Here is a 24,530-nt window from a genome sequence, read left to right as displayed (position 1 = left end):
AGCACCGTCCGGCGCGGCTCTCGCGGGTTCGCACCCCGCCCGCGGCGGCTCCGGGTGCCGACTTTTTTACAAGCGCCGGCAAGTTAGGGGCACGGAATTCGCGCCGGGCGGACGCACCGGCAGCGCGCCGGCTTATCCGCGTGCGGCCGCCGCGCGCCGTTCCGCGCGTCAGTACTGCATCGGCGGCGGCGTGCCCGGCATCGTCCGGTCGCCCTGCACACCGTTCGGCCCCGGCGGCGGCACGTCGGCCGGCTCACCGCCCGCCGCGCCCGCCGGCAGCGTGTTGTACGGCGACGGACGCGTGTCGTAGCGCGTATTCGCGTCCGGCATCGTCGTGGTCGGCGACGCGCCATGGCCGTCCGGCGGCGCCGGCGGCGCGCCGTGCGCGCCATAGGGGCCCTGCGGTTGCGTGCATGCGCCCAGCGCGCACGCGGCGGCGAATGCACAGGCGCCGATACGCATCGTCTGGATCGGTTTCATCGGAATCCTCCGTTGAGTCGGCGGCAGGGGCCGGCCGTGGCGACACGGCTCAGAGCCGGTTGAAATGAAAATCGCCGGCATACGCGGTGGGCGCGCGGCGCGCCATCATCATGTCGAATTCGGCGGCGACACGGGCCAGCGCGCCGCGTTGCCGCTCGGTACCGGCCTGCTCGAGCGCCGTGAATGCGTCGGCGTCGAAGGTGACGGTCAGCGACGCCGGATGGCCATCGACACGAAAGCCGAAATGCAATGCGCCGGCCGGCTGCTCCTCGACATGGAACGGCATCGCCCGCGCCTCGAAATGGCGGCCGAGCGTCTCGGCCACGTCGCGCAGCATGCCGGGTTTCACGCGAATGCTCATCGTGGCCCCTCCTTGAATCGGGTGAACGCCACCGGCGGCACGCCCGTCGGCGGCGCGTGGATCGGCGGCTCCCGCGTCGGCGGCTCGCGTTCCGGTGGCGGCCGCTCCGGCGGATCGCCTTCCGGATCGTGATACGGCTCGGGCGTGCCGGGCGGCAGGTCGTCCGGCGGGGGCGGTTCGGGGTCGGGCTCGACGTCGGGAATCACCGGCTCGGGCCGATGCAGCGACTGAGCGGGATTTCGGACGACATCTCGGTTCATGGGCATGCGTTCGTTGTGCTGTCGTGACGGCATCGGATTGCGGCACGTTCGCAGCTCGATGCGCTACGCACTCGATGGCCGCAAGCCGCGTGCCGGTCATTCATGCCGCTTTTCGCTTGTCGACGCGCCGACCCGCAAGCGGACATGCAACCCGCCGCCCGGCGCGACGTGCATTCGCTACACCACGCGCTGCAATTCTTTCAAGGCCATCGCGTTACCCGTCGTACGCGGCCATCACGAGCCACAACTCGTGGTCGTCGTCGCGCACCCGCGCGGCGAGCGCATACGAATCGGCCGGCTCGCACGCGCGCTGCAGCGCGAAGCGCGCCGGCTCGGTCGAGCCGAAGGTCTCGTCGAGCGGCCGCACGTCGGCCTTGCCTTCGAACATGCGGCGATCGGGCCGGTAAATCAGCGGCTCCTGTTTCCACGTGATGAAGTGGCTCTTCACCGACTCGAACCCTCCGCCGCAGACGTTGACTTCATAGCGCACTCCCGGCCGCCGTTTCGGAATCGTCATCGTGCCCTCCCGTTCGATGTGCGTGTGCATGCGGCGCGTGGCGCCGCGTGTCGTCGTCGTTGCTACCGACATGGCAAGTCGCGTGCCGTCGCGATGCAGCGGGCACGGCCGTTGCGCGATGTGCGCCTCGACGTCACCGACACGGAGGCATGCCATGAAGGATTCGACCCGTTCCGGCCGCGACGCGCCGACGCACGAACCGCATCCCGATCCGTCGCCGCCGCTGAAGGACCAGGACCACACGAAAACGCGCCACTCCGAGCGGCATATCGACAAGCAGCTGGAGGACACGTTCCCCGCGAGCGATCCGCCGGCGACCGGCGGCGTCACGCGCATCGAGCCCGACACGCCGCCGGGCACGCACGACGACGGCCCGTGGCAGGACCCGGCCAAGCGCCGCGACGAATGACCGTCGGCGATTCGACGAACACGCGTGCCGAACGGCACGCCGCTTGCTGACTCGTACGGCCCGGACTCAAACCTGCAAGGAGGACTTCATGCATCGCGTCAACGAAATCATGTCGCAGGACGTCGTGCGCATCGCGCCGACCGACTCGATCCGTCATGCGGCGCAACTGATGGAGCGCTACGACATCGGCGCGCTGCCCGTGTGCGACAACAACCGGCTGATCGGCATGGTCACGGACCGCGACCTCGCGGTGCGCGCGATCTCGGCCGGCAAGCCGCCGGAGACGCGGATCCACGAAGTTGCGTCGGGCCCGATCGAATGGTGTTTCGAGGACGATTCGCTGGACGAGATCCAGCACTACATGGCCGACGCGCAACTGCGCCGCCTGCCCGTCGTCGATCACGACAAGCGCCTCGTCGGCATGCTGTCGCTCGCGGACATCGCGACACGCACGGCCGGCCCCGCGCGCGACGACGTCGCGAACACGCTCGAAGGCGTGTCGCAACCGAAGCGTACGTGACGGGGCGATCCCCGCCCCGCCCGACAACCCCGCGCGACCCGCAGGGCCCATCCCGGGCACGGTCGCGCTCCACGCAACCAGGAGGACAACCATGCAGACTTCCGATCGAGGACAGACGCGCATCATCGGCAAGGGCGCCGCGACGGCGGCCGGCCCGGGCCCCGACGTGATGGCGGCCGACACGCTGGAAGGCGACAAGGTCTACACGACCGACGGCGACGACGTCGGCAAGATCAAGGACATCATGCTCGACGTGCGCTCGGGCCGCGTCGCGTACGCCGTGCTGTCGAGCGGCGGCGTGCTCGGCATCGGCGACAAGCTGCTCGCGATCCCGTGGAGCGCGCTCACGCTCGATACCGAACGCAAGTGTTTCCTGCTGTCGGTGTCGTCGGAGCGGATCCGCAACGCGCCGGGCTTCGACAAGGATCACTGGCCGGCGATGGCCGACCCGCAATGGGCCGAGCCGCTGCACGAGTTCTACGGCAGCGCGCCGTACTGGAGCGCGGGCGACGAGCTCGGGCTCACTGATCCGACCGAGGAACTGAACGATCCTCGCACGCGCGGGCGGCACTGACCGTTCGTGATTTGCCGGTGGTTCAGGCGACAGGCCCCGCGAATGCGGGGCTTTTTTTGGCTTTTCGACGGATCCCGGAGCCAGCCCGATCCACCGAGGCCGGCGTCGCCGGCCGCCGGCCGTGCGTGCGACCGACGTGGCGCGCCGCCCGATTGATAACCATACAACATCAATCCTTCCAAAAATCGCACTTATCGTTTGTCCGTCTCCGGGCGAATATTGCCGAAACGACAATCGACCGCTCCCCCGGCGCATTCTTCCCGATTTCCTGGAGACACCCTGATGCACCCCTCGCCCAGCCTTCCGACCGCACGGTCGAAGGCCGCCGCGGTATTCCGCGTGACGGCCGGCAACTTCCTCGAGCAGTTCGACTTCTTCCTGTTCGGCTTCTACGCAACCCAGATCTCCGCCGTATTCTTTCCCGCCGCGAGCGAGTTCGCGTCGCTGATGATGACCTTCGCCGTCTTCGGCGCCGGCTTCCTGATGCGGCCGCTGGGCGCGATCGTGCTGGGTGCGTACATCGACGACGTGGGCCGCCGCAAGGGCCTGATCGTCACGCTGGCGATCATGGCGAGCGGCACGATCCTGATCGCGTTCGTGCCGGGCTACGCGACGATCGGCCTGCTCGCGCCCGTGCTCGTGCTGGTCGGGCGCCTGCTGCAGGGCTTTTCGGCGGGCGCCGAGCTCGGCGGCGTGTCGGTCTATCTCGCCGAGATGGCCACGCCCGGCCGCAAGGGCTTCTACACGAGCTGGCAGTCCGCCAGCCAGCAGGTCGCGATCGTCGTCGCGGCCGGCCTCGGCTTCGCGCTCAATCAATGGCTGAGCACGTCGGCCATCGCCTCGTGGGGCTGGCGCGTGCCGTTCTTCGTCGGCTGCATGATCGTGCCGTTCATCTTCATGCTGCGCCGCAACCTCGAGGAAACGCAGGCGTTCAAGGCCCGCAAGCATCGTCCGGGCATGAAGGAAGTGTTCGGGACGCTGGCGCGGAACTGGGGCGTCGTGATCGCCGGCATGATGCTGGTCGCGATGACCACCACGAGCTTCTACCTCATCACGGTCTACGCGCCGACCTTCGGCAAGACGGTCCTGCACCTGAGCACGGCCGACAGCCTGCTCGTCACGCTGTGCGTCGGCGTGTCGAACTTCGTGTGGCTGCCGATCGGCGGCGCCCTGTCCGATCGCATCGGCCGCCGGCCGCTGCTCGTCGGCATGACGCTGCTCGCGATCGCCACCGCGTACCCGGCACTGTCCCTGCTCGCCCATGCGCCGTCGTTCGTCAACATGCTGCTCGTGCTTCTGTGGCTGTCGTTCATGTACGGGACCTACAACGGTGCGATGGTCGTCGCCCTGACGGAAGTGATGCCCGTCGAGGTGCGCGTGGCGGGTTTCTCGCTCGCCTACAGCCTCGCCACGGCCGTGTTCGGCGGCTTTACGCCAGCCATCTCGACGGCGCTCATTCACATGACCGGCGACAAGGCCGCGCCCGGCTACTGGATGAGCCTCGCCGCGGTGTGCGCGCTGCTCGCGACGTTCGCCCTGTATCGGCGGCAGACGGCCACGCTGACGCCGGCGCACTGAAGCCTCGCGCCGAACGACCCGTCCCGACTCCACACGTCCAAGACCATGACCATGAAGAACCTGCTCCTGAAACTCTGCGCGATCGCGCTCGTCGCCACCTCGGCGGTCGCCGCGAACGTGCAGGCCGCCGACCTGCACGTGATGAGCTCGGGCGGCTTCACCGCCGCCTACAAGCTGCTCGGCCCGCAGTTCGCGTCCCGCTCGGGCAACACGCTCGAAACCGCGCTCGGCCCGTCGATGGGCAAGTCGCCTGAAGCGATTCCGAACCGGCTCGCGCGCGGCGAGCCGGCGGACGTCGTGATCATGGTCGGCTATGCGCTCGACGATCTGATCAAGCAAGGCAAGGTCATCGCCGGATCGCGCGTCGAGCTGGCCGATTCGCGCATCGGCATGGTCGTGCGCGACGGCGCGGCGAAACCCGACATCAGCACGGCCGAAGGCCTCAAGCAGGTTCTGCTGCATGCGAAGTCGATCGCCTACTCGGACAGCGCGAGCGGCGTCTACATCGAGCGCGAGTTGTTCAAAAAGCTCGGCATCGAGGACCAGGTGAAATCGAAGGCGGCCATGATCCCGCGGATCCCGGTCGCATCCGTGGTCGCGAACGGCGACTACGACATCGGCTTTCAGCAGGTGAGCGAACTGCTGCCCGTGAAGGGCGCGACCTTCGTCGGGAAGATTCCCGAATCGCTGCAGTCGGTCACGCGCTTCGCGGCCGGCATCCCCGTCGGCGCGCAGCACCCGCAGGAAGCGAAGGCCCTTCTCGACTATCTCGCATCGCCCGACGTGCAGGCCGAAGTGAAATCCACCGGGCTGGATTCCGTCTCCGCACACTGAGCACGACCGACGGGAAGGTGCGCGTCAGACCGCCTTCCCGTCGGGCCCGGCGCCGGCCTCCGCGTCATCGGCGCCATTCGGGCCAGCCGGTCCGGTCCCGTTCAGCATCCGCGCGAGACGCGCGCGATCGCACGCCCCTTCCCGCATCGAAACGAAGATCACCGCGCACGCGTTGCTGATCACGCTCGTCAGCGCACGCGCCTCGGACATGAAACGATCGATGCCGACCAGAAGCGCGACGCCCGCAACCGGCAGGTCGGGCATCACGGCGAGCGTCGCGACGAGCGCGACGAGCCCGCTGCCGGACACGCCGGCCGCGCCCTTCGACGTCAGCAGCATGACGGCCAGCATCGCGGCGATCTGCGGCGCGGAAAGCGGCACATCGCACGCCTGGGCGATGAACAACGCGGCGAGCGTCAGATAGATCGCGGTGCCGTCCAGGTTGAACGAGTAACCGGCCGGCAGCACGAGCCCCACGACGCCCTTGTCGCAACCGAGCGACTCCAGCTTGACGATCAGCCGCGGCAATACCGGCTCCGTCGACGAAGTTGCGAGGACGATCAGCAACTCCTCGCGGATGTAGCGCAACAGCCGCCACAACGCGAAACCGTGCAATCGCGCGAGCGGCGCGAGCACCAGCGCGACGAACAGCGCGCAGGCCACGTAGAACGACGCCATCAGCCACGCGAGCGAGCCGACCGAGCCGATGCCGAAGCGCCCCACCGTGAAGGCCATCGCGCCGAATGCGCCGAGCGGGGCGAGCCGCATGATCATCGCGAGCACGCGAAACACGATCTGCGCGACGCCGTCGATCAGCGCCAGCACGGGCCGCCCGGCCTGCGGATACGCGTTCAGCGAAAAACCGAACAGCAGCGACAGCAGCAGCACGGGCAGCACCTCGCCCTGCTGGAACGCGCCGAGCATCGTATCCGGGATCACGCTCAGCGCGAACGCGACGAGGCCGCGCGGTTGCGCATGCTGCGCGTATTGCGCCAGGACGCTCGCGTCGAGATGGCGCACGTCGACGTGCATGCCGGCGCCGGGCCGCAGCACGAACGCCGTGACGAGCCCGAATACGAGCGCGGCGGCGGTCAGCAGATAGAACAGCACCAGCGCGCGGACGATCGTGCGTCCGATGGCCTGCCCGTTCGCCAGCGACGTGATGCCGGAGACGATCGTGCAGAACACGATCGGCGCGATCATCATTCGCACGAGACCGACGAATGCATCGCTGAGCGGTTTGAGCGCCGCGCCGGCCGACGGCCAGAAATGGCCGACGCTCACGCCGAGCGCCATCGCCAGCAGAACCTGCACGTAAAGCGAACGAAGCGATCTTGCCAGCCTCATGCTGCGGTCTTCCTCGATGTTCCGGTCGTATTCGTCACGAGCATTACTTCGATGCATCGCTGCGCGGCGCACCGCCGCGCCTGGCGTCGATGACCGCCCGGTGAAATTCCTCCGCGGCGGGCGTCAGCGGGCGTCCGCGCCGTTTCACGATGCCCACCCGGCGCTTGACCGAAGGTTCGACGAGGGGCACGCTCGTGAGCAGCGGATGGTCGTGTCCCGGCATCGCCATCGACGGCACCGCGGCGACGCCGAGCCCCGCTTCGACCAGCCCGAGCATGGTCGTCACGTGGCGCGTCTCGCACACGCTCGGCGCGCGCGGCGCGACGCTCGTCAGTGCCTGGTCGAGCAACAGGCGGTTGCCGGACGTCTTGTCCACGGACACGTACTCGTATTCGTAAAGCTCGTTCCAGGTCACGCGCTTCTTGCGCGCGAGCGGATGATCGCGCCGGCACGCGGCAACGAATCGCTCCTGCAGCAGCAGCTTGAACTCGACCTCGGACTCCTGGCTGCCCATGAAGCTCACGCCGAAATCGGCCTCTCCGCTGATGACGGCGCTCAGCACCTCGTTCGCGCTCGCATCCAGCAGCTTGACCCTGATGCGCGGAAAGCGGCGATGATAGCTGGCGATCACGTTCGGCAGGAAATAGTAGGCCACCGACGGCACGCACGCGATCGTCACGTGACCGAGGCGGCTCGACGAAACGTCGCGGATGCCGAGCAGCGCGACGTCGAGATCGTCCAGCAGTTGCTCGGCGCTCGGCGCGAACACGCGGCCGACCGTCGTCAGCGTGACGCTGCGCGTCGTGCGCTCGAACAGACGCACGCCAAGCGCTTCCTCCAGTTTGTCGATCCGGCGACTCAACGCGGGCTGCGAAATGCTGATCGCCTCGGCGGCCTTGCGGAAGCTTCCCAGCTCCACCACCGCGCGAAACGCCTGCAAGTCGGTCAAATCGAAGTTGATTCCCACGGGTCCGGTCTCCGCATCTCGAATGCCGCGTATTGTGCACGATTCGGAGAAGCACACCCAGCCGGGACATGCCCGACCGCGACGCTCCGGGCGCGCCGGCATGCCGCGTGCGGCGGGCGAATGCGCGCGGCAGGACGACGTCCGATACCGTTTTACAAGCGCCGTGTAAGGCCCCGATCGGCCACGCTCGATCGCCCGCGGCGGCTCTCGCCTGTAGCCGGATGCCGTCCCGACGCAAACTGCGCATGCATGTCGACTGCATGCGGCATGCCGGTTGCTGCACGCACTGCACAGCATCGATATGGGAGCCGCCGATGTTCCGACTCGCCCGGATCTTCCCCCCGCTTGCCGTCCGCCGTCGCGCGCACGTCGACGCGCGCGCGGCGCAGATGGGTGCAGGAAGCACCCCATGACGCGCCAAGCCCCCGCAAAGCGCGCGGCGGTTTCGATCGCCGCCGACGACGATGCGCCGGCCACGCTCGACGCCTGCCGCCGCTGCGGACTGTGGGAACATGCGACGCAGCCGGTGCCCGGCGCGGGGCCTGCCGATGCGCGCATCATGCTGGTCGGCGAGCAGCCGGGCGACCAGGAAGACCGCGCGGGCATCCCGTTCGTCGGCGCGGCGGGCCGCATGCTCGACCGCGCGCTCGACGAGGCCGGGATCGAGCGCACGTCCGTCTATCTGACCAACGCGGTCAAGCACTTCAAATGGGAGCCGCGCGGCAAACGAAGGCTGCACAAGACGCCCGCGCAACGCGAGGTCGTCGCGTGCCGCTACTGGCTCGAACGCGAACTCGATGCGATGCGCCCGCGCGTGGTCGTCGCGCTCGGCGCGACGGCATTGCGCGCGGTGCTGCAGGACAACGAAGCAACGCTCGAGCGCACGCGCAAGCCGGTGCGCTCGCCCGACGGCTGTCTCGTCGTCGCGACCTATCACCCGTCCTACGTGCTGCGCACGCGCGGCGCCGATTCGCGCGAGCACGCATACCGGACGCTCGTGGACGCGCTGCGCACCGCGGCGCGCCTCGCGCGCGGCGCACCGGGAGACGCCGAATGAGCGACCTGCGCGGCGACGACGCGGTGCGCGACCCCGCGAGCGCCGCATCCCCCGCCCGGCCGTGGTACCGACGGCTCGGCCCCGGCCTGCTCGCGGGCGCGTCCGACGCCGACCCGAGCAACGTCGCCGTCTATGCGCAGGCCGGCAGCCAGTTCGGCTTCCACATGCTGTGGATGACCGTGATCACGCTGCCGATGATGGTGGCCGTGCAGCTCGCGTCGGCATTCATCGGGCGCGCCAACCGCGAAGGCCTCGTGGCGGCCATCCGCGAGCAGTTCTCCAGCCGCCTCGCCAAGGCCCTGATCGTGACGGTCGTGATCGTCAACGTCGTGAACGTCGGCGCCGACCTCGCCGCGATGGGCGACGCGACCGCGCTCGTCGTCGGCGGCCGCAGCTACTGGTATGCGCCCGTCTACGGCATCGCATCGCTCGCGCTGCAGGTCCTGCTTTCCTACGAACGCTACGCGCGCTGGCTCAAATGGATGACGCTCGGCCTGCTCGCGTACGTGCTCGAACTCGGCTTCGTGCACATCGACTGGCGCAGCCTGCTGCAGGCGATCGTGCTGCCGCACATCGCGTTCACGCACGACTATGCGACGACGGCGGTCGCGGTGCTCGGCACGACGCTGAGCCCGTACCTGTTCGTGTGGCAGGCCGCGCTCGAAGTCGAGGAAACCCAGGCCGAGCGCCGCAACGGCGACACCGCATGCGCACCCGGCGCGCGCCGCGAGACCGAGCGTCGCATAACGTTCGACACCTGGACCGGGATGATCGTGACCAACGCGGTATCGTTCTGCATCATGGTGATCGGCGCGGCCGTGTTCTTCACGAACGGCAGGCATGACATCGGCTCCACCGCGCAGGCTGCCGAGGCGCTGCGCCCGATCGCCGGCGAAGCGGCGTTCGTCGTGTTCGCGTTCGGCATCGTCGGCTGCGGGCTGCTCGCGATTCCCGCGTTCGCGGGCAGCGCCGCGTACGGCTGCGCGGAGGCGTGGCGCTTTCGGGAAGGCCTGAACGAGCCGGTGCGGCGCGCGCCGGCATTCTATGCGGTGCTGGCGGCTTGCGTGCTCGTCGGCATCGCGATCTGTTTCAGTCCCGTCGATCCGATCAAGGCGCTTTACTGGAGCGCGGTGCTCAACGGCGTCGCGGCGGTGCCGATGCTGGTGCTCGTGATGCTGTTGTCGCGGCGGCGCGATGCGGCCGGCCAGCCGGGCAGCGGCATCGCGTCGAAGGCGTTCGGGTGGCTGGCGGTCGTGCTGATGGCGGGGTCGGTGGTCGTGATGGTCGTGGACATGCTGACCTGACCGGAACCGTGGTGTGGTTGCGTTCGCAACCGTTCAACCATGGAGGAAGGACCGGAACGGCGAAGCAACGATATCGGACAGCCGGGCGGCCGCGCGAGCGGCGCGGCCCGGTTGCCCGAGAGGCAGGGTTACATCATCTTGCCGCGCGACTTTTCGGCACGCGCCGCATCGGCCGCCGATTCGACCTTCTTCACTTCCTCAGGCGGCGGCAGCACCGCCTTGAAGCCCATCGAGTCGATCCACATCTCGCGCGCCCAGCCACGGGTGTGATACAGGTGATGGTCCTCGTCCGCCTCGACTTCATCGTGCGCGGCCTTCAGCGCCTTCGCCGCGTCGCCGTCGCGCAACTGGTCGGCCGCGTAGCCGATCAGCTCCCAGTTCAGGTGATCCTTGGTTTCGGCCAGCACCACGCATTCGGCCGCGACGACCTGCGCGACCGCCGGGTCGGCCTGCTTCCTCGCCTGCTCGATCACCTGGACGAGCGACTTGCCGGTCGCCTCCACGGCGGCGCGGCCCGGCGACTTCGTATCCGGATCGAGGCCGAGCGTGTCGAATACCTGGCGCAGCACGTCCTGGTGATGCATCGTCTCGCGGTGATACTTCTCCCATTCCTTGTGCAAGTCCTCGTCGGTCGCGCACTGGAGCGCGGCCTCGTAGATCTTCGCGCCGCCAAGCTCGGTCTCGTATGCCTGGCAGAGCAGTTCGAGGATGCCTGCATGCTTCGATTGCCGTTGGGCCATGACTGCTTCTCCGAAAAAACGGGCCGCCCGCGCGGCCCTGGGGTTGAAACGGGCGCGCGTTACTGCGCGCCCACCTTGCGCTGGAGCGCCTCCGCCATGCTCAGGTGATGCCTGAGCGTCGGCAGCGTGGATGTCGCGAACGCACGCAGTTGCGTGTCCTTGCCGTCGCGCGCCTCGTCTTCGAACAGCGCGACCGCCTTCTTGTGCGCGTCCGGGCCGACCGCGGCGACATAGGCGGTGTCGAAGTCGTGCCCGCGCTTGCCGCGCAGCGCCTCGACGTCCGGATCCTGGATCTGGTCGACCTGCGGTTTCATGCCCTTGCGCGCGGCGATCTCGTCGAGCTTCATGCTCGCCTTGCCGTGGTCGGTCACCATCCGTTTCGCGAACGCGCGCACGTCCGCGGACTGCGCCTGCTGCAGCGCGAGCTGGCCCGCCTGCACTTCGGCCTTGCCGGCCAGCGCGGCCTTGTCGACGAATTCCGCATCGACGCCCTGCGGCGCCTTCGCGATGCCGGCATCGCCCGCCCCGGCCCCCGACGTCGGGTTGATCACGCCGCCCGGCACATGCGAATTCGATGCGGGCGGCTCGCTCGGCATCTGTGCACGCGCGAATCCCGACACAGCGAGCACGCCCGCGGCGAGCGCCGCGATCGTCCAGTTGGGTTGTTTCATGCGCTTTCTCCTGGTGTGGACAGCATCGTCACCCGCCGACGATCGAGCCGCCGTTCGGATGCAAGGTCTGTCCCGTCATGTAGCTCGCGCCTTCGGACGCGAGCAGCACGTAGCAGCCGATCAGCTCGTCCGGTTGCCCCGGCCGCTTGAGCGGCACGTTCGTGCCGAACTTCGATACTTGTTCGGCGGTGAAAGTCGACGGAATCAACGGCGTCCAGATCGGGCCGGGGGCCACGGCATTCACGCGAATGTCGCGCTCGGCCAGCTCGATCGAGAGCGAGCGCGTGAACGCGACGATCGCGCCCTTGGTCGCCGAGTAGTCGGGCAGCTTCGGGCTGCCGTGATACGCGGTCACCGACGCCGTATTGACGATGCGGCCGCCCGCCTTCATGTGCGGCAACGCGGCCTGCGTGCAGAACATCATTCCGTACACGTTCGTGCGGAACGTGCGCTCGAGCTGTTCCTCGGTCACGTCCTCGATGCCCGGCTGCGGATGCTGTTCGCCCGCGTTGTTGACGAGCACGTCGAGCCGCCCCAGCCGCTCGACCGTGCGCGCGACGGCGTCGCGCGCCTGCCGGCGGTCGCCGACGTCGCATGCGATCGCCTCGCAGCGCCGCCCCGCCTGCTCGATCAGGCGCTTCGTGTGCGCGGCATCGTCCGATTCGTTCAGGTAGACGATCGCGACATCCGCGCCCTCCTTCGCGAAACCGATCGCGACCGCGCGGCCGATCCCGCTGTCGCCGCCCGTCACGAGCGCGACCTTGCCGGCCAGCTTGCCGCTGCCGACGTAATCGGCCGCTTCGTCGTGCGGCTTCGGATGCATCTCCCGCTCGCGGCCCGGCTGTTGCGTCTGCGTCTGCGGCGGCGGTGTCCTGGCGGTGGTCATGGTTTCCTCCTTGAACGGGTGTCGCGAAGGCATCGCAAACGGCGTGCCGTGTACCGCGTGGCCGCACGCCGAGTGGCACGCGCCTGCGGAAACGACTCGTTCAGCGCGGACTGCCCTGCGTGGTGCCATCCGGCCGGCGCACCGGATCGAAGTCGCGCCACTCGCCGTCCTGCCAGTCGCCTTCGACGCGCTCGATCGACTGCGCGCCGGTCGCGCGCAGCACGTCTTCCGCGGCGGCCGCGGTCGTCGCCGTCACGCGCGCGGCCAGGATCACGCCGGTTTCGGTATGCGCAAGCGTGCCCTTGCCTTCGGCCTGCTCGCCGCGCATCCGTCCGAGCGCGCCGCCGAACGCGCCGAGATACGCACCGGCGAGCGCGCCGGCGGCCGGCACGAACCAGTAATGCACGCCGAGCGCATAGACGATCAGCCCGACGATCGCGCCGATCAGCAGCCCGCGCAGCGCGCCGACCATCGCGCCGCGACCGCCCGGCTTCGCGGCCGTATCGGCATACACGTCGCCGCCGATCGGAAAGCGCGCGTGCTGGCCGCCTGGGTTCAGGAAGAAGATCGACACGTCGTCCGGGCCGAACGCGCGCTCGTAAAGGTGGCGCGCGCCACCTTCCGCTTCATCGAACGTCGTGAAGCGTCCTGCGACGATCATCGCCATGTTCGTGCTCCTCGTGACCGTAAGGCGCCGCGCACGCGACGGCATGCGCGACGCGACGTGGCGGCGCTCACATCAGCCGCCCGAGCTCCTTCGACACCGATGCCGGCGTGCCGTATTCGCGATCGGGAATCTGCCTGAGCATGTCGAGCACGCGCGGATCGGCATGCGACCGCTCCGCGCACTGGACGACGTCCGCCTTGCTCGCCGGATAGTCCATCCCCTTCAGCGCCTTCTGCACGTCGACGGGGCTCGGCGCCTTGCCGTGCCCCGTCTGGTGGCCGCCCTTGTCGTGATCCTGCTGCGTGCGCTCGCCTTCGTGCGCGCGAGAATGGCTGTATTCGTGGCCCGTATGTTGTCGGGATGACATGGAAACCTCCTTCGAATGAGAAACGGGGAACCGGAAAGGAACGCGATTACGACGACGCGCGCCGCGCGCGTGCCAGCGCGGCGACCACCAGCGCCGCCGCGCCGAGCGCGACCGCGCCCGCGACCTTCGGCTGCTGCACCACAGCGTTGTACGCACAGCCGCGCAGCACGGGCCCTTCCATTCCTTCGCGCTCGTGCAGCGCGTGGCGGGACTCGTACAACGCGTTGTCGTCGCGCGGGCGCGCGGGGCGCACCGTGCGCTGGCCGCGCGAGAACAGCGTGGCCGCGACGCGATCGAACAGGCGCGGCGCGTGATACGCGCTGGCCGACGTCAGCTTCGCGGCGCCGCCGACGAACAGCGCGCGGCGCGGGTGCGCGGCGGCGAACAGGATCGCGTCGGCGACGAGGTCCGGGTCGTAGATCGGCGGCGGCAGCTTCGCCTCGACGTTCATGTAGTTCTTCGCGTGCATCACGAACATCGTGTCGATCGCGGCCGGCTTGATGAGCGTGACGGACACGGGCAGGTGATCCGACTCGATCTCGAGACGCAGCGAATCGGTGAAGCCCTTGACCGCGTGCTTCGACGCCGCATACGCGCTTTGCAGCGGCACCGGCGCATCGGACGCCTCGCTGCCCATGTTGATGATCGCGCCGCCGTGGAAATCGCTCTTGCGCCGGAAATGATCCGACGCGACCAGCGAGCCGTGCACGACACCCCAGTAGTTGGTGTCGAACAGCCGGCGCTGATCCTCGAGGGGCACCGACGCCGCCGTGCCGAAGATCGACACGCCCGCGTTGTTGACCCACGTATCGAAGCCGCCATAGGTGTCGGCCGCCATCGCGGCCGCGCGTTGCACGTCCTCGAGAATGCCGACGTCGCCGGCGACCGGCACCGCGAGGCCGCCGTGCTGGCGGATTTCCTCGCAGAGCGTGTTCAGCGCGTTCTCGTTGCGCGCGAACAGCACCAGCTTCGCACCGCGCCGTGCCGCCTTGCGCGCCGTGACGAGGCCGATGCCGCTCGTGGCGCCCGTGATCACGATCGTCTGCTCGCCGACCGGTTTGAGCATGCAGTTCATCACTGGACTCCTTCTACGGGGCCGAGGTTATTTCGGGCGGATGGTCAACTGGTTGCGCACGTCCTGCACGCCGTCGATCTGCTTGACGACGCTGGCGGCCTGCATGCGCTGCTGGTCGTCCGGCACGCTGCCGGTCAGCATCACGACGCCGTGGCGCGTCTTCACGTGAATGTCGCCGGCCGACAGGCCGTTCGTGCCGACCAGCTCGGCTTTCGCCTTGGTCGTGATGGTCGCGTCGCGGATCTTCGTGCCGGTGCTCGAATGCGTCGACGACGACATGGATGAGGATGACGATCCACTGTCGTCTCCGGCGGCGAACACGTTCGGCGCGACGGCGATACAGGCGGTGGCCGCGGCGATCGCGACCGCCATGCCGAGACGCTTCGCCGCGCGACGGCGGAATCGCGGAGCGCGGGCTTGCAGCGGGAATATCTTCATCGTGACCTCCTGTCGTGTGATGCCGGCATGGCCGGCGGACATCCGGGTGGCGCAAATCGCGTGCCGCGCGCAACACGCCGCGTGCACGCGCGGCACGCTGATCGGACGCCCTTTCATCCAACGCGTTGTAATTTTTGCGGCACATGGGCGGGGCACGCGCCCCGCGAAGTGCCGGGTATGGCGATTGCCGGAGAGGGACGCAACGGGGCTCGCCGGCGCGGCCCCGACCTCGGGAGCAACACCATGCAAAGAATTGCGTTGATCAGTGAACATGCGTCGCCGCTGGGGGTGATCGGCGGCGTGGATGCGGGCGGGCAGAACATCTACGTCGCGAACGTCGCGAAGCAGTTGGCGGAGCGCGGCCTCGACGTCGACGTCTACACGCGCTGCGACAATCCGCACCTGCCGGAAGTCGTGCGGATCGGTCCGCGCATGCGGGTGATCCACGTGCCGGTCGGGCCGCCCGCCGATATCCCGAAGGAGCGGCTGCTGCCTTACATGGGCGCGTTCGCGGACTACATGACGGCACGCATGCGGCGCGAGCCCGACCCGGTCGATGTGATGCATGCGAACTTCTTCATGTCGGGCGAGGCCGCGCTGCGCGTGAAGAAGCGTCTCGGGATTCCGCTCGTCATGACGTTCCATGCGCTCGGCCGCGTGCGCCGGCTCCATCAGGGCGCGGCCGACGGCTTCCCCGACGAACGCTTCACGATCGAGGACACGCTCGCGCGCCGCGCGGACCGGCTGATCGCCGAGTGCCCGCAGGATGCGCTCGACCTCACCACGCACTACCGCGCCGATGCCGCGCGCATCGAGATCGTGCCCTGCGGATTCGATGCGCGGGAATTCCGGCCCGTGCCGCGTGTCGACGCGCGTGCGCGGCTCGGCTGGCCGCACGATGCATTCGTCGTGCTGCAGCTCGGGCGGCTGGTGCCGCGCAAGGGAATCGACACCGTGATCGACGCGCTCGCGCGAATGCCGCGTGACCCGAACCGGCCGACGCGGCTCTACATCGTCGGCGGCAGCCAGGCGACGCCCGACCCGGCGCGCGATCCGGAACTCGCACGCCTTGCCGCGCTCGCGCGCGACACCGGCATCGCGGAGCACGTGACCTTCGTGGGCCGGCGCGAGCGCGACACGCTGCACCTGTACTACAGCGCGGCGGACGTTTTCGTGACGACGCCGTGGTACGAGCCGTTCGGCATCACGCCGGTCGAGGCGATGGCATGTGCCGCGCCGGTGATCGGCAGCGACGTCGGCGGCATCCGCACGACGGTGGACGACGGCGTGACCGGCTACCTGGTGCCGCCGCGCGATCCGGCCGCGCTCGCCGAGCGTCTCGTGCAGCTGCGCGCACGACCGGACCTGTGCGATGCGCTCGGCCGGGCCGGTTATCTGCGCGCGCACCGCTTCTATACGTGGCGCGGCGTGACCGACCGCCTCGTCGACATCTACCGCGACGTCGCGCATCCGCAACGCGCCGGCACGGCGGCCAGCAGTCGCCGAACGCCCGTCGCGACCACGCCGGGCGTACTCGCGAACCGCAAGGAGAACGCATGATGAAGGGCTACGATCGCAAACGGGTGCTCGTCACCGGCGGCGCCGGGTTTCTCGGTTCGCATCTCTGCGAGCGCCTCGTGACGGCCGGACACGACGTGCTGTGCGTCGACAATTTCTACACCGGGACGAAGGACAACATCGCGCACCTGCTCGATGCGCCGAACTTCGAGCTGATGCGGCACGACGTGACGTTTCCGCTATACGTCGAGGTCGACGAAATCTACAACCTCGCATGCCCGGCATCGCCCGTGCACTATCAGCGCGACCCGGTGCAGACGACCAAGACCAGCGTGCATGGCGCGATCAACCTGCTCGGCCTCGCGAAGCGCGTGAAGGCGCGCATCCTGCAGGCGTCGACGAGCGAAGTGTACGGCGACCCCGACGTGCATCCGCAGGACGAGCGCTACTGCGGCCGCGTGAACCCGATCGGCGTGCGCGCGTGCTACGACGAAGGCAAGCGCTGCGCGGAAACGCTGTTCATGGACTATCACCGCCAGTACGGCGTCGACGTCCGGATCGCGCGGATCTTCAACACATACGGCCCGCGCATGCATCCGGCCGACGGGCGCGTCGTCTCCAACTTCATCACACAGGCGCTGGCCGGCGAGCCGCTGACCGTCTACGGCGACGGCAAGCAGACGCGCTCGTTCTGCTATGTCGACGACATGGTCGATGCGCTGGTCCGGTTGATGGATGAACCGGGCGACGCATGCGAGCCCGTGAACCTCGGCAGCGACGACGAGATCGCGATGATCGACATCGCGCGCGAGGTCGTGAGGATCGTCGGCACGACGGTCGCGATCGAGTTCTGTCCGCTGCCGTCCGACGATCCGCGCCAGCGGCGGCCCGATCTCGACGCCGCACGCCGGCGCCTCGGCTGGCGCGCGACGACACCGCTCGCGAGCGGGCTCGCGCATACCGCGCGGTATTTCATCCATCGGCAGGTCGTGCATCACACGCCGGGCGATCTCGTGCGCAGCACGCAGATCGCATCGCACATGCTCGCGCAGATCAGCACACGGAACCGGCCGACGGCGACCTGAGCGGGACGGCGTGACGCGCGACGGCCGGTGCCCGTCGCACGTCAGCGGTCGGGCGTCGTCACGCGCGCGATCTTGTGCGCCAGCTCGCGAACGTCGACGGGCTTGCACAGATAGCCGTCGAAGCCCGCTTCGAGCGCGCGGCGCTCGTCGGCGAGGCCGGCGTGCGCGGTCACGGCGAGCACGCGCATATCGGGCGAGGTGCCGCCGTCCGCGGCGCCGCTGCGCAACGCGTCGAGCAGCCAGAAGCCGTCGCCGTCGGACATCGCGAGATCGGACAGCACGACGGTCGGCTTCACGTCCGCGACGATCGCAAGCGCGTCGCGGCCCGACGACGCGATGGCGACGGTCGCGCCGAGCGTGCTCAGCGCGGCGGTCAGGCTCGCGCGCGTGGTGGCGTCGTCGTCGACGATCAGGATGCGCTGCGAGTCGAGCATCAGCGGATCGAGCAGCCCGTCGTGCTGCGCGACGCCCCACGCCATTGCCCCCACCGGCTGCCAGCCGGCCGGCAACGTCACGGTGAACGTGGCGCCGCGATCGCGGCCCGCGCTTTCGACGCGAACCGTGCCGCCGTGCAGCTCGGCGATATGCCGCACGATCGACAGGCCGAGCCCGAGCCCGCGCCGCGACGACGCGGGCGAATCGTCCGCGCGGCGGAACATGTCGAACACGTACGGGATGAACTCCGGCGCGATGCCTTGCCCGTCGTCGGAGACGGTCAGCGTCGCGTGCGCGGCGTCGCGCGACAGCGTGACCGTCACCGCACCGCCCGCCGGCGTGAACTTCAGCGCGTTCGACACGAGATTCGACAGCATTTGCCGCAAGCGCTCGGCGTCGCCCGACACCACGCATGCCGGCGCGGCGCAGTCGAATCCGAGCGCGATGCCGGCCGACGACGCGGCCGTCTGGAATGCGTTCGTCGCATCGGCGAACAGCCGCACCACGTCCACCGGCATCGCTTCGATCCGCAGCTTGCCGGTCGCGAGCGACGATGCGTCGAGGATGTCGCCGACCATGCGCGTGAGCGAACGCGCGCTGCGGTCGATCGCGTCGATCGCCTGCTGCTGCAATGCGTCGTCGCGCGAATTGCGCAGCACCTCGACCCAGCCGTAGATCACGTTCAGCGGCGTGCGCAGTTCGTGCGATACGGTCGCAAGCAGTTCGTCCTTCAGACGGTTCGACGTGTCGGCCTGATCGCGCGCGTCGCGCGCGCCTTGCAGCGAACGGTGCGCGCGCAGGTCGCGGCGGCGCTGCGCGCCGGTCTCGCGCAGCGTCAGCGACAGCGCGACGCAGCTGCGCGCGTCGCCTTTCACCGGGCATGCGGATACCGTCGCGCGAAAGCGCCGGCCGTCGCGGCGCACGCACAGCAGCTCGCGCGGGCCGACCGGTTCGCGCAACGCGTCGAACGTCGCGGCCAGCGGGTTGCGCGCCAGCCAGCGCATCGCGATCAGCGCTTCGAGCGGCCGCCCGCACGCGTCGTCCTCGGCGTACCCGAAGATCCGCTGCGCGGCCGGGTTCCAGCTCACGATCCGGCCATGGCCGTCGATCCCGACGATCGCGTCCGGCGATGCCTCGACGACCGCGAGCTGCAGCCGCGACTTGTCGGCGAGCACGCGCGCCATGCCGCCATCGCGCAACAGCAGCACCGCGCCGTCGATGTTGCCGTCCGCATCGGCGATCGGCGACGCCGCCTCGACGATCGGCACCGGCCGGCTGTCGTCGGCGCCGTGCAGCCAGTGCCGGTCGGACAACGCATGCGCGCCGCCGAGCGCACGGTCGAGCGGCGTCGTCTGCACGCGCCGGCCGTCGTGATCGAACTCGCGCAGCACGTCGCGCACGGGTCGACCTGCCGCCTCGTCCAGGTCGCAGCCGGCCAGTTCGGCCGCCGCCGCATTCAGGTAAGTCACCCGGCCTTTCGCATCGGTCGCGATCACGCCGTGCGGCAGCGCCTGCAGCACGGCATCGAGCTGCCGCCGCGCGTCGGCTTCCCGCTGGCGCGCGAGCTCGTTCGTGAGGCGCGCGTGGCGCAGCATCGCCGCGACCGCGCACACCAGCGCGCCGACTAGCAAGAAGATGCCGAGCCGCACGAGGCGGGCCGGCAACGGTTCGGTATACGCGCCGGGATCGGACAGGAACAGCGTCCAGACCAGCAGCCCGCTCGCCGCGGTCGACGCGATCCCGAACAGGAACGACGTCGCCCACGCGGCGCCAGCCAGCATCGGGTAATACAGGACGAGCGACAGGTTGACGCCGCCGAAGCGGATCGCCAGCGCCTGCAGCACGGTCGCGATCGCGACGAGCATCACGGCGGTGGCGTAATTTCCGGCCGGCGGCCGTGCAAAATCAATCATCGGACACGCTCCTGCCGGCGCACCGGCGGCGGCGGGCCACGCGTGAACGGACGGGCACGTCACATGCTCGGCCGCTTACGCCGACCCGGGAGACCCTCACGCCATGACCATTCCGACACGCTGGCTCGCCATCTCGCCGCATCTCGACGACGCCGTCTTCAGTTGCGGGCAGTTGCTCGCGCAGTCGCCCGGCTCGGTCGTCGTCACGGTCTTCGCGGGGATACCGGCCCGCGGGACGGCCGCGCCGCCGTGGGACCGGCGCGCGGGTTTCCGCACGGCGGACGAAGCCATGCGCGCGCGCCGCGACGAGGATCGCCGCGCGCTCGAGACGCTCGACGCGCAGGCGGTGTGGCTCGATTTCCTCGACGACCAGTACGGCATGCCGGCCGCGTCGACGGCGATCGCCGCGCGCGTGGCCGCGGCCATCGACGCGCACCCGGGCTTCGGCGTGCTCGCGCCGGCCGGCCTGTTCCATCGCGATCACGTGCAGGTGCAGCAGGCCATGCTGACGCTGCTGCGCGACGACGGTCGGACGGGCGATGCATCGCGCATGTGGCGCTTCTACGAGGACGTGCCATACCGGCGGATCGACGGGCTGATGGCCAGGCGCGTGATCGGCTGGCGCGAACGCGGCTGGACCGGCCATCCGGTCGGCGCGCCGACCGGCAGCCGCATGGACGGCGCGGCAGCAAAGGCCGCCGCCGTGGACGCGTATGCGAGCCAGATTGCGCTGTTCGAGCCTCATATGCGTGCCGATCTCCAGGAACCCGAAACATACTGGCGGCTCGAATGCGACGGCTCGTCCACATAACGCCCGCGCATGTCGTGCTGCCGCCACGCGAAGCGCGCGTGACCGCGGTCGTGCTGACCTGGCGGCGCCCGACGGAACTCGCGCGCACGCTCGCACGACTCTCCAGCCTGCCCGACCGGCCGGCGATCGTCGTCGTCGACAACGGATCGGACGACGCAACCGCGGCGCTCGTACGCAACCGCTTTCCGCACGCGACGCTGGTGCATGCGCCGGTCAATCTCGGCGCGTCCGGCCGCAACCTCGGCGCGGCCGTCGCGCGCACGCGCCACGTCGCGTTCTGCGACGACGACACCTGGTGGGCGCCCGGCTCGCTCGCCGAAGCAGCGAACCTGCTCGATGCGTATCCGCACGTCGCGGCCGTCACCGCGCGCGTGCTCGTCGGGCCGGAGCAGCGCGAGGACCCGACCTGCCGGCTGATGGCCGACAGCCCGCTCGATGCGCCCGTCGCGCTGCCGGGCCGGCCGATCCTCGGGCTGCTGGCCGGTGCGACCGCGTTCCGGCGCGACGCGTTCCTCGCCGCGGGCGGATATCACCCGCGCTACTTCCTCGGCGGCGAGGAAGCGCTGCTCGCGCTCGACCTGTATCGCGCGGGCGCGTGGCTCGTCTATGCACCGCATCTGACGGTTCATCATCACCCTTCGATGCAACGCGACGTGCACGCGCGCGCGAGCGTCGCCGCACGCAACGCGGTATGGACCGCGTGGCTCAGGTGGCCGGCCGGCGCGGCGCTCGCGCATACGTTGCGCATGCTGCCGCTCCTGTGGCGCGAACGCGGCATCGCGCCCGCGTTCGCGGGCGTGCCGTGGATCTTGCGCGAGCGGCGCGCGCTGCCGCCGCATGTCGAGCGCATGCGTCGCCGCCTCGACGACGATGCGCGCCGCCGTGCGGGCGCGCGCGCATGAGCCTGTCGGGCACGACATCAGGAATCCGGTTTCTCCACTTCGTCTTCCAGTTGCGCGAGCCGGTTGTAGATCGTCTTCAGGCTGACGTCGAGCACCTCCGCCGCCTGCGCCTTCACGCCGCCGCATTGCGCGATCGTGCCGAGAATCAGCTTGCGGTCGACTTCCTCGAGCGGCGTGCCGAACGGCACCGTCACGCGCTCCTCGTTCGAGTCGACCATGTTCGACAGTTCTTCCATGATCGGCGGCGGCAGCGTGTCGATCACGTCCGCGTCGCTGAAGATGCTCGCGCGCTGCACGAAGTTGCGCAGCTCGCGCACGTTGCCGGGCCACGCGTAAGTCTTCAGCGCTTCGCGCGCGGCGGGCGCGAAGCGCAGGTTGCGGCCGCTTTCCTCGTTGTAGCGCTGCAGGAACGCATCGGCGAGCATCGGGATGTCGTCGCCGCGCTCGCTCAGCGACGGCAGCGGAATCGGAAACACGTTGATCCGGTGATAGAGGTCGGGCCGCAGCTTGCCGTCCGCCATCGCACCTTCCGGATCGCGGTTGGTGGCCGCGACGATGCGCACGTCGACGTCGATCTCGCGCGTCGAGCCGAGCCGCGTGAGCCGCCCGGTTTCCAGCACGCGCAGCAGCTTGACCTGCGATTCGACCGGCATCTCGGTGATTTCGTCGAGGAACAGCGTGCCGCCGTCCGCGCGTTCGAAGAAGCCCTTGTGCTGCCGCTCGGCGCCGGTAAAGCTGCCGCGGTCGTGGCCGAACATCTCGCTCTCGACGAGGTTCGCCGCGATCGCGCCGCAGTTCACCGCGAGGAACGGGCCGCGTCGGCGCAAGCTCAAATCGTGAACCGTCTGCGCGGCGAGCTCCTTGCCCGTGCCCGACTCGCCGGTGAGCAGCACCGACGCTTCGGTTCGCGCGACGCGGCCGATCGCATCGTAGACGGCCTGCATCGCGGGCGAGCTGCCGAGCATCCGGCCGAAGCGGCCGAGACGCTTCAGCTCGGAGCGCAGTTCGGCGATTTCCTCGTGCAGGGCGGTGGTGCGCGGCACGCGCGCGAAGATGCTGTTCAGCCGCTGCATGTTGAGCGGTTTCACCAGATAGTCGGTCGCACCGCGCCGCAATGCGTCGATCGCGGTTTCGAGGCTTGCGTGACCGGTGGTCAGCACCATTTCGCAATGCGCGTGCTTGGGCAATGCGTCGAACAGATCCATCCCGTTGCCGTCCGGCAGCACGAGATCGCACAGCACGAGATCGGGGGTATGCGTTGAAACGAGCGTGCGCGCTTCTTCGAGCGTCGCGGCCGTGTCGCAGGCGAGTTGCTGCGCCTGTGCGAGCGTCGCGAGCATCGTGCGCGTATCGGCATCGTCTTCGACGATCAGGACATAAGGCATCGAAGCTCCTTGGTGGTGCGGCTCGGGCGCCAAGATCGCCGAAACCGCGGCGGTCATGCGATGCGGGGTACGACGCCGCCCTCTGGCGCCACGTCCGCATTGCACACGAATGAGCAGACTAGCTGTCCTGCAATGACAAACGAGTGCTTAGCAGTATAGAAGAAGCACGTCGCGCGTTCGCCGCTCATCGAATAAATCTATCCCTCGACCACGGTGGCATTGCCAGATTCAATCCGGCAATTCCAGCATAAAAGGTATGATCTCCACATGAAAAAAACGACGCGTGACGGTCATTTTTTCATCCAGCCCTCGACGATTTCGGTCAATACTTCCCAACGCGATATCACTCATGTCGAAATCCGACGATGACGGCACGCGATTGTTCGGCCGCTCGCAAACGATCCAGAATCTGCTGCTGAAGGTATCGCGCGTCGCCGCTACGCGCGTCAGCGTGCTGGTGGTCGGCGAAAGCGGCGCCGGCAAGGACATCGTCGCGCGGCTCATCCACGACATGAGCCCGCGCCGGCGCGGGCCGTTCGTCCCCGTCAATTGCGGCGCGATCCCGAAGGACATCGCGGAATCCCATTTGTTCGGACATGAAAAAGGCAGCTTCACCGGCGCCGTTGCACAACATGTGGGCATGTTCGAAGCCGCGCGCGGCGGGACGCTGTTTCTCGACGAAATCGCGGAAATGCCGGCGGAATTGCAGGTGAAATTGCTGCGCACGCTCGAGTCGAACACGATCATGCGCGTCGGCGGTCACGAAGCGATTCCGCTTGACGTGCGGATCGTCGCGGCCACCCATCACGACCCCGTGGAGGCCGTGCGCAGCGGCCGGCTGCGCGAGGATCTCTTCTACCGGATCGCGACGATCGCGCTGCACGTGCCCGCGCTGCGGCAGCGCGAGGACGACGTCGGCGACATCGCGCTGCAGATCGTCGACCGGCTGAACGCCCGGCACCGCACGCGCAAGCGGCTGTCGATGCAGGCGATGAAGGCGCTGCGCGCGTACACGTGGCCCGGCAACGTGCGCGAGCTGCGCAACGCGCTGGAGCGCGCGTTCATCCTCGCGGACGAACAGATCGAACTGCAGTTGCCGCGCCGGCAACTGCCGCGCGACGAAGTCCGGCACAACGCGATGACGCTGCATATCGGCACGACGCTCGCGCATACGCAGCAGCGCTTCATCGTCGCGTCGCTGCGTCATTTCAACGGCGACAAGCCGCGCACCGCGAAGGCCCTCGGCATCAGCCTGAAGACGCTGTACAACCGCCTCGCGCTATTGTCCGAACACGAGCGCAACGCGGCGAACGGCGCGGCAGCGCCGGCGTCGGGCACGAGCAGCGCAAGTGGTGCAAGTGGTACAAGTGGCGCCGGCGGCACCGCGAGCGCGGGCACGCCACCGAATGCAACGAACCCGTAAGCGCAC

Annotated in this window: 28 protein-coding genes; 12 read left to right on the top strand and 16 right to left on the bottom strand. The window is 69.0% G+C overall.

The genetic code is table 11. From position 1 onward, the window contains the following. Positions 1 to 168 precede the first annotated feature (168 nt). The 4 genes from WS46_RS30070 to WS46_RS30055 all read right to left on the bottom strand — a co-directional run bounded on the left by WS46_RS30070 (position 169) and on the right by WS46_RS30055 (position 1,618). On the bottom strand, positions 169 to 480 hold the full coding sequence (locus WS46_RS30070; protein ID WP_059536989.1) for a hypothetical protein: 312 nt from the start codon (positions 478 to 480) through the stop codon (positions 169 to 171). A 49-nt stretch (positions 481 to 529) separates the two neighbouring features. Beyond that, positions 530 to 841, bottom strand: coding sequence for a hypothetical protein (locus WS46_RS30065; protein WP_059536992.1), 312 nt, complete (start codon positions 839 to 841; stop codon positions 530 to 532). Then, positions 838 to 1,107: a hypothetical protein gene (locus WS46_RS30060; protein WP_082725428.1), complete on the bottom strand. Its 270-nt coding sequence runs from the start codon at positions 1,105 to 1,107 to the stop codon at positions 838 to 840. Before WS46_RS30060 ends, WS46_RS30065 begins: the two co-directional genes overlap by 4 nt. Before the next feature lie 208 nt (positions 1,108 to 1,315). Beyond that, entirely contained in the window at positions 1,316 to 1,618 is a 303-nt protein-coding gene (locus WS46_RS30055; protein WP_059537426.1) for a hypothetical protein, read from the bottom strand. Between the two features lie 154 nt (positions 1,619 to 1,772). On the opposite strand from WS46_RS30055, the gene WS46_RS30050 reads away from it, so the two are divergent. From WS46_RS30050 to WS46_RS30030, 5 genes are all read left to right on the top strand, one after another. Then, positions 1,773 to 2,027: a hypothetical protein gene (locus WS46_RS30050; protein ID WP_059536998.1), complete on the top strand. Its 255-nt coding sequence runs from the start codon at positions 1,773 to 1,775 to the stop codon at positions 2,025 to 2,027. A gap of 88 nt (positions 2,028 to 2,115) precedes the next feature. Beyond that, positions 2,116 to 2,547 carry a CBS domain-containing protein gene (locus tag WS46_RS30045; protein ID WP_059537001.1) on the top strand — a complete coding sequence of 144 codons (432 nt, stop codon included), beginning with the start codon at positions 2,116 to 2,118 and terminating at the stop codon, positions 2,545 to 2,547. 91 nt (positions 2,548 to 2,638) lie between these two features. Beyond that, the gene (locus WS46_RS30040) at positions 2,639 to 3,121 is read left to right on the top strand and encodes a PRC-barrel domain-containing protein (protein ID WP_059537005.1); all 483 of its coding nucleotides are present in this window, start codon (positions 2,639 to 2,641) and stop codon (positions 3,119 to 3,121) included. 282 nt (positions 3,122 to 3,403) lie between these two features. Continuing rightward, on the top strand, positions 3,404 to 4,699 hold the full coding sequence (locus WS46_RS30035; RefSeq protein ID WP_059692901.1) for an MFS transporter: 1,296 nt from the start codon (positions 3,404 to 3,406) through the stop codon (positions 4,697 to 4,699). Between the two features lie 51 nt (positions 4,700 to 4,750). Next, entirely contained in the window at positions 4,751 to 5,533 is a 783-nt protein-coding gene (locus tag WS46_RS30030) for a substrate-binding domain-containing protein (RefSeq protein ID WP_059692899.1), read from the top strand. A gap of 24 nt (positions 5,534 to 5,557) precedes the next feature. On the opposite strand, the gene dctA is transcribed toward WS46_RS30030, so the two are convergent. Together dctA and WS46_RS30020 are read right to left on the bottom strand one after the other, a co-directional pair. Beyond that, positions 5,558 to 6,880, bottom strand: coding sequence for a C4-dicarboxylate transporter DctA (dctA, locus tag WS46_RS30025; protein WP_059692897.1), 1,323 nt, complete (start codon positions 6,878 to 6,880; stop codon positions 5,558 to 5,560). A 43-nt stretch (positions 6,881 to 6,923) separates the two neighbouring features. Further along, complete coding sequence (locus tag WS46_RS30020) at positions 6,924 to 7,847, bottom strand: LysR family transcriptional regulator (protein ID WP_059692894.1); 924 nt, start codon at positions 7,845 to 7,847, stop codon at positions 6,924 to 6,926. 409 nt (positions 7,848 to 8,256) lie between these two features. On the opposite strand from WS46_RS30020, the gene WS46_RS30015 reads away from it, so the two are divergent. Beyond that, a complete protein-coding gene (locus tag WS46_RS30015) occupies positions 8,257 to 8,904 on the top strand; it encodes a UdgX family uracil-DNA binding protein (RefSeq protein ID WP_059692892.1) in 648 nt (215 codons plus the stop codon). After that, entirely contained in the window at positions 8,901 to 10,208 is a 1,308-nt protein-coding gene (locus WS46_RS30010) for an NRAMP family divalent metal transporter (RefSeq protein WP_059537027.1), read from the top strand. Before WS46_RS30015 ends, WS46_RS30010 begins: the two co-directional genes overlap by 4 nt. Positions 10,209 to 10,336: 128 nt before the next feature. On the opposite strand, the gene WS46_RS30005 is transcribed toward WS46_RS30010, so the two are convergent. The 7 genes from WS46_RS30005 to WS46_RS29975 form a co-directional block, all read right to left on the bottom strand. Continuing rightward, positions 10,337 to 10,948 carry a hypothetical protein gene (locus WS46_RS30005; RefSeq protein ID WP_059537032.1) on the bottom strand — a complete coding sequence of 204 codons (612 nt, stop codon included), beginning with the start codon at positions 10,946 to 10,948 and terminating at the stop codon, positions 10,337 to 10,339. A gap of 59 nt (positions 10,949 to 11,007) precedes the next feature. Continuing rightward, the gene (locus WS46_RS30000; protein ID WP_059537035.1) at positions 11,008 to 11,619 is read right to left on the bottom strand and encodes a DUF4142 domain-containing protein; all 612 of its coding nucleotides are present in this window, start codon (positions 11,617 to 11,619) and stop codon (positions 11,008 to 11,010) included. A gap of 28 nt (positions 11,620 to 11,647) precedes the next feature. Then, a complete protein-coding gene (locus WS46_RS29995) occupies positions 11,648 to 12,505 on the bottom strand; it encodes an SDR family oxidoreductase (protein WP_059692890.1) in 858 nt (285 codons plus the stop codon). Positions 12,506 to 12,605: 100 nt separating this feature from the next. Beyond that, positions 12,606 to 13,172: a hypothetical protein gene (locus tag WS46_RS29990; protein WP_059511596.1), complete on the bottom strand. Its 567-nt coding sequence runs from the start codon at positions 13,170 to 13,172 to the stop codon at positions 12,606 to 12,608. A gap of 67 nt (positions 13,173 to 13,239) precedes the next feature. Continuing rightward, on the bottom strand, positions 13,240 to 13,539 hold the full coding sequence (locus WS46_RS29985) for a DUF2795 domain-containing protein (protein ID WP_059692887.1): 300 nt from the start codon (positions 13,537 to 13,539) through the stop codon (positions 13,240 to 13,242). Between the two features lie 46 nt (positions 13,540 to 13,585). Beyond that, on the bottom strand, positions 13,586 to 14,614 hold the full coding sequence (locus tag WS46_RS29980; RefSeq protein WP_059692884.1) for an SDR family oxidoreductase: 1,029 nt from the start codon (positions 14,612 to 14,614) through the stop codon (positions 13,586 to 13,588). 27 nt (positions 14,615 to 14,641) lie between these two features. Continuing rightward, positions 14,642 to 15,052, bottom strand: a complete 411-nt coding sequence (locus WS46_RS29975; protein WP_059693181.1) for a BON domain-containing protein — start codon at positions 15,050 to 15,052, stop codon at positions 14,642 to 14,644. A gap of 243 nt (positions 15,053 to 15,295) precedes the next feature. Here WS46_RS29975 and WS46_RS29970 point away from each other — a divergent pair, with 243 nt between their 5' ends. Beyond that, complete coding sequence (locus WS46_RS29970) at positions 15,296 to 16,612, top strand: glycosyltransferase family 1 protein (RefSeq protein ID WP_059692882.1); 1,317 nt, start codon at positions 15,296 to 15,298, stop codon at positions 16,610 to 16,612. Beyond that, entirely contained in the window at positions 16,612 to 17,655 is a 1,044-nt protein-coding gene (locus tag WS46_RS29965) for a UDP-glucuronic acid decarboxylase family protein (RefSeq protein ID WP_059537429.1), read from the top strand. Before WS46_RS29970 ends, WS46_RS29965 begins: the two co-directional genes overlap by 1 nt. Positions 17,656 to 17,696: 41 nt before the next feature. On the opposite strand, the gene WS46_RS29960 is transcribed toward WS46_RS29965, so the two are convergent. Next, positions 17,697 to 20,003, bottom strand: a complete 2,307-nt coding sequence (locus tag WS46_RS29960; RefSeq protein ID WP_059692879.1) for an ATP-binding protein — start codon at positions 20,001 to 20,003, stop codon at positions 17,697 to 17,699. Positions 20,004 to 20,106: 103 nt separating this feature from the next. Here WS46_RS29960 and WS46_RS29955 point away from each other — a divergent pair, with 103 nt between their 5' ends. Together WS46_RS29955 and WS46_RS29950 are read left to right on the top strand one after the other, a co-directional pair. Then, positions 20,107 to 20,814, top strand: a complete 708-nt coding sequence (locus WS46_RS29955; RefSeq protein WP_059692876.1) for a PIG-L family deacetylase — start codon at positions 20,107 to 20,109, stop codon at positions 20,812 to 20,814. Next, on the top strand, positions 20,793 to 21,716 hold the full coding sequence (locus tag WS46_RS29950; RefSeq protein ID WP_059692874.1) for a glycosyltransferase family 2 protein: 924 nt from the start codon (positions 20,793 to 20,795) through the stop codon (positions 21,714 to 21,716). The genes WS46_RS29955 and WS46_RS29950 overlap by 22 nt, the downstream gene beginning before the upstream one ends. A gap of 17 nt (positions 21,717 to 21,733) precedes the next feature. Here WS46_RS29950 and WS46_RS29945 read toward each other — a convergent pair whose 3' ends face one another. Both WS46_RS29945 and WS46_RS36630 read right to left on the bottom strand, forming a co-directional pair. Next, positions 21,734 to 23,101 carry a sigma-54 dependent transcriptional regulator gene (locus tag WS46_RS29945; protein ID WP_059693179.1) on the bottom strand — a complete coding sequence of 456 codons (1,368 nt, stop codon included), beginning with the start codon at positions 23,099 to 23,101 and terminating at the stop codon, positions 21,734 to 21,736. 228 nt (positions 23,102 to 23,329) lie between these two features. Next, entirely contained in the window at positions 23,330 to 23,452 is a 123-nt protein-coding gene (locus WS46_RS36630; protein ID WP_257130079.1) for a hypothetical protein, read from the bottom strand. On the opposite strand from WS46_RS36630, the gene WS46_RS29940 reads away from it, so the two are divergent. Beyond that, complete coding sequence (locus WS46_RS29940) at positions 23,451 to 24,524, top strand: sigma-54-dependent Fis family transcriptional regulator (RefSeq protein WP_059692871.1); 1,074 nt, start codon at positions 23,451 to 23,453, stop codon at positions 24,522 to 24,524. The two genes, WS46_RS36630 and WS46_RS29940, sit on opposite strands and share 2 nt — an antisense overlap. Positions 24,525 to 24,530: the final 6 nt, after the last annotated feature.

Source organism: Burkholderia sp. RF4-BP95 (assembly GCF_001521985.1).
GTDB classification, from domain to species: Bacteria; Pseudomonadota; Gammaproteobacteria; order Burkholderiales; family Burkholderiaceae; genus Burkholderia; species Burkholderia diffusa.
The sequence above is the reverse complement of the archived record's forward strand: the minus strand, read 5'-3'. Positions and strand labels throughout refer to the sequence as shown.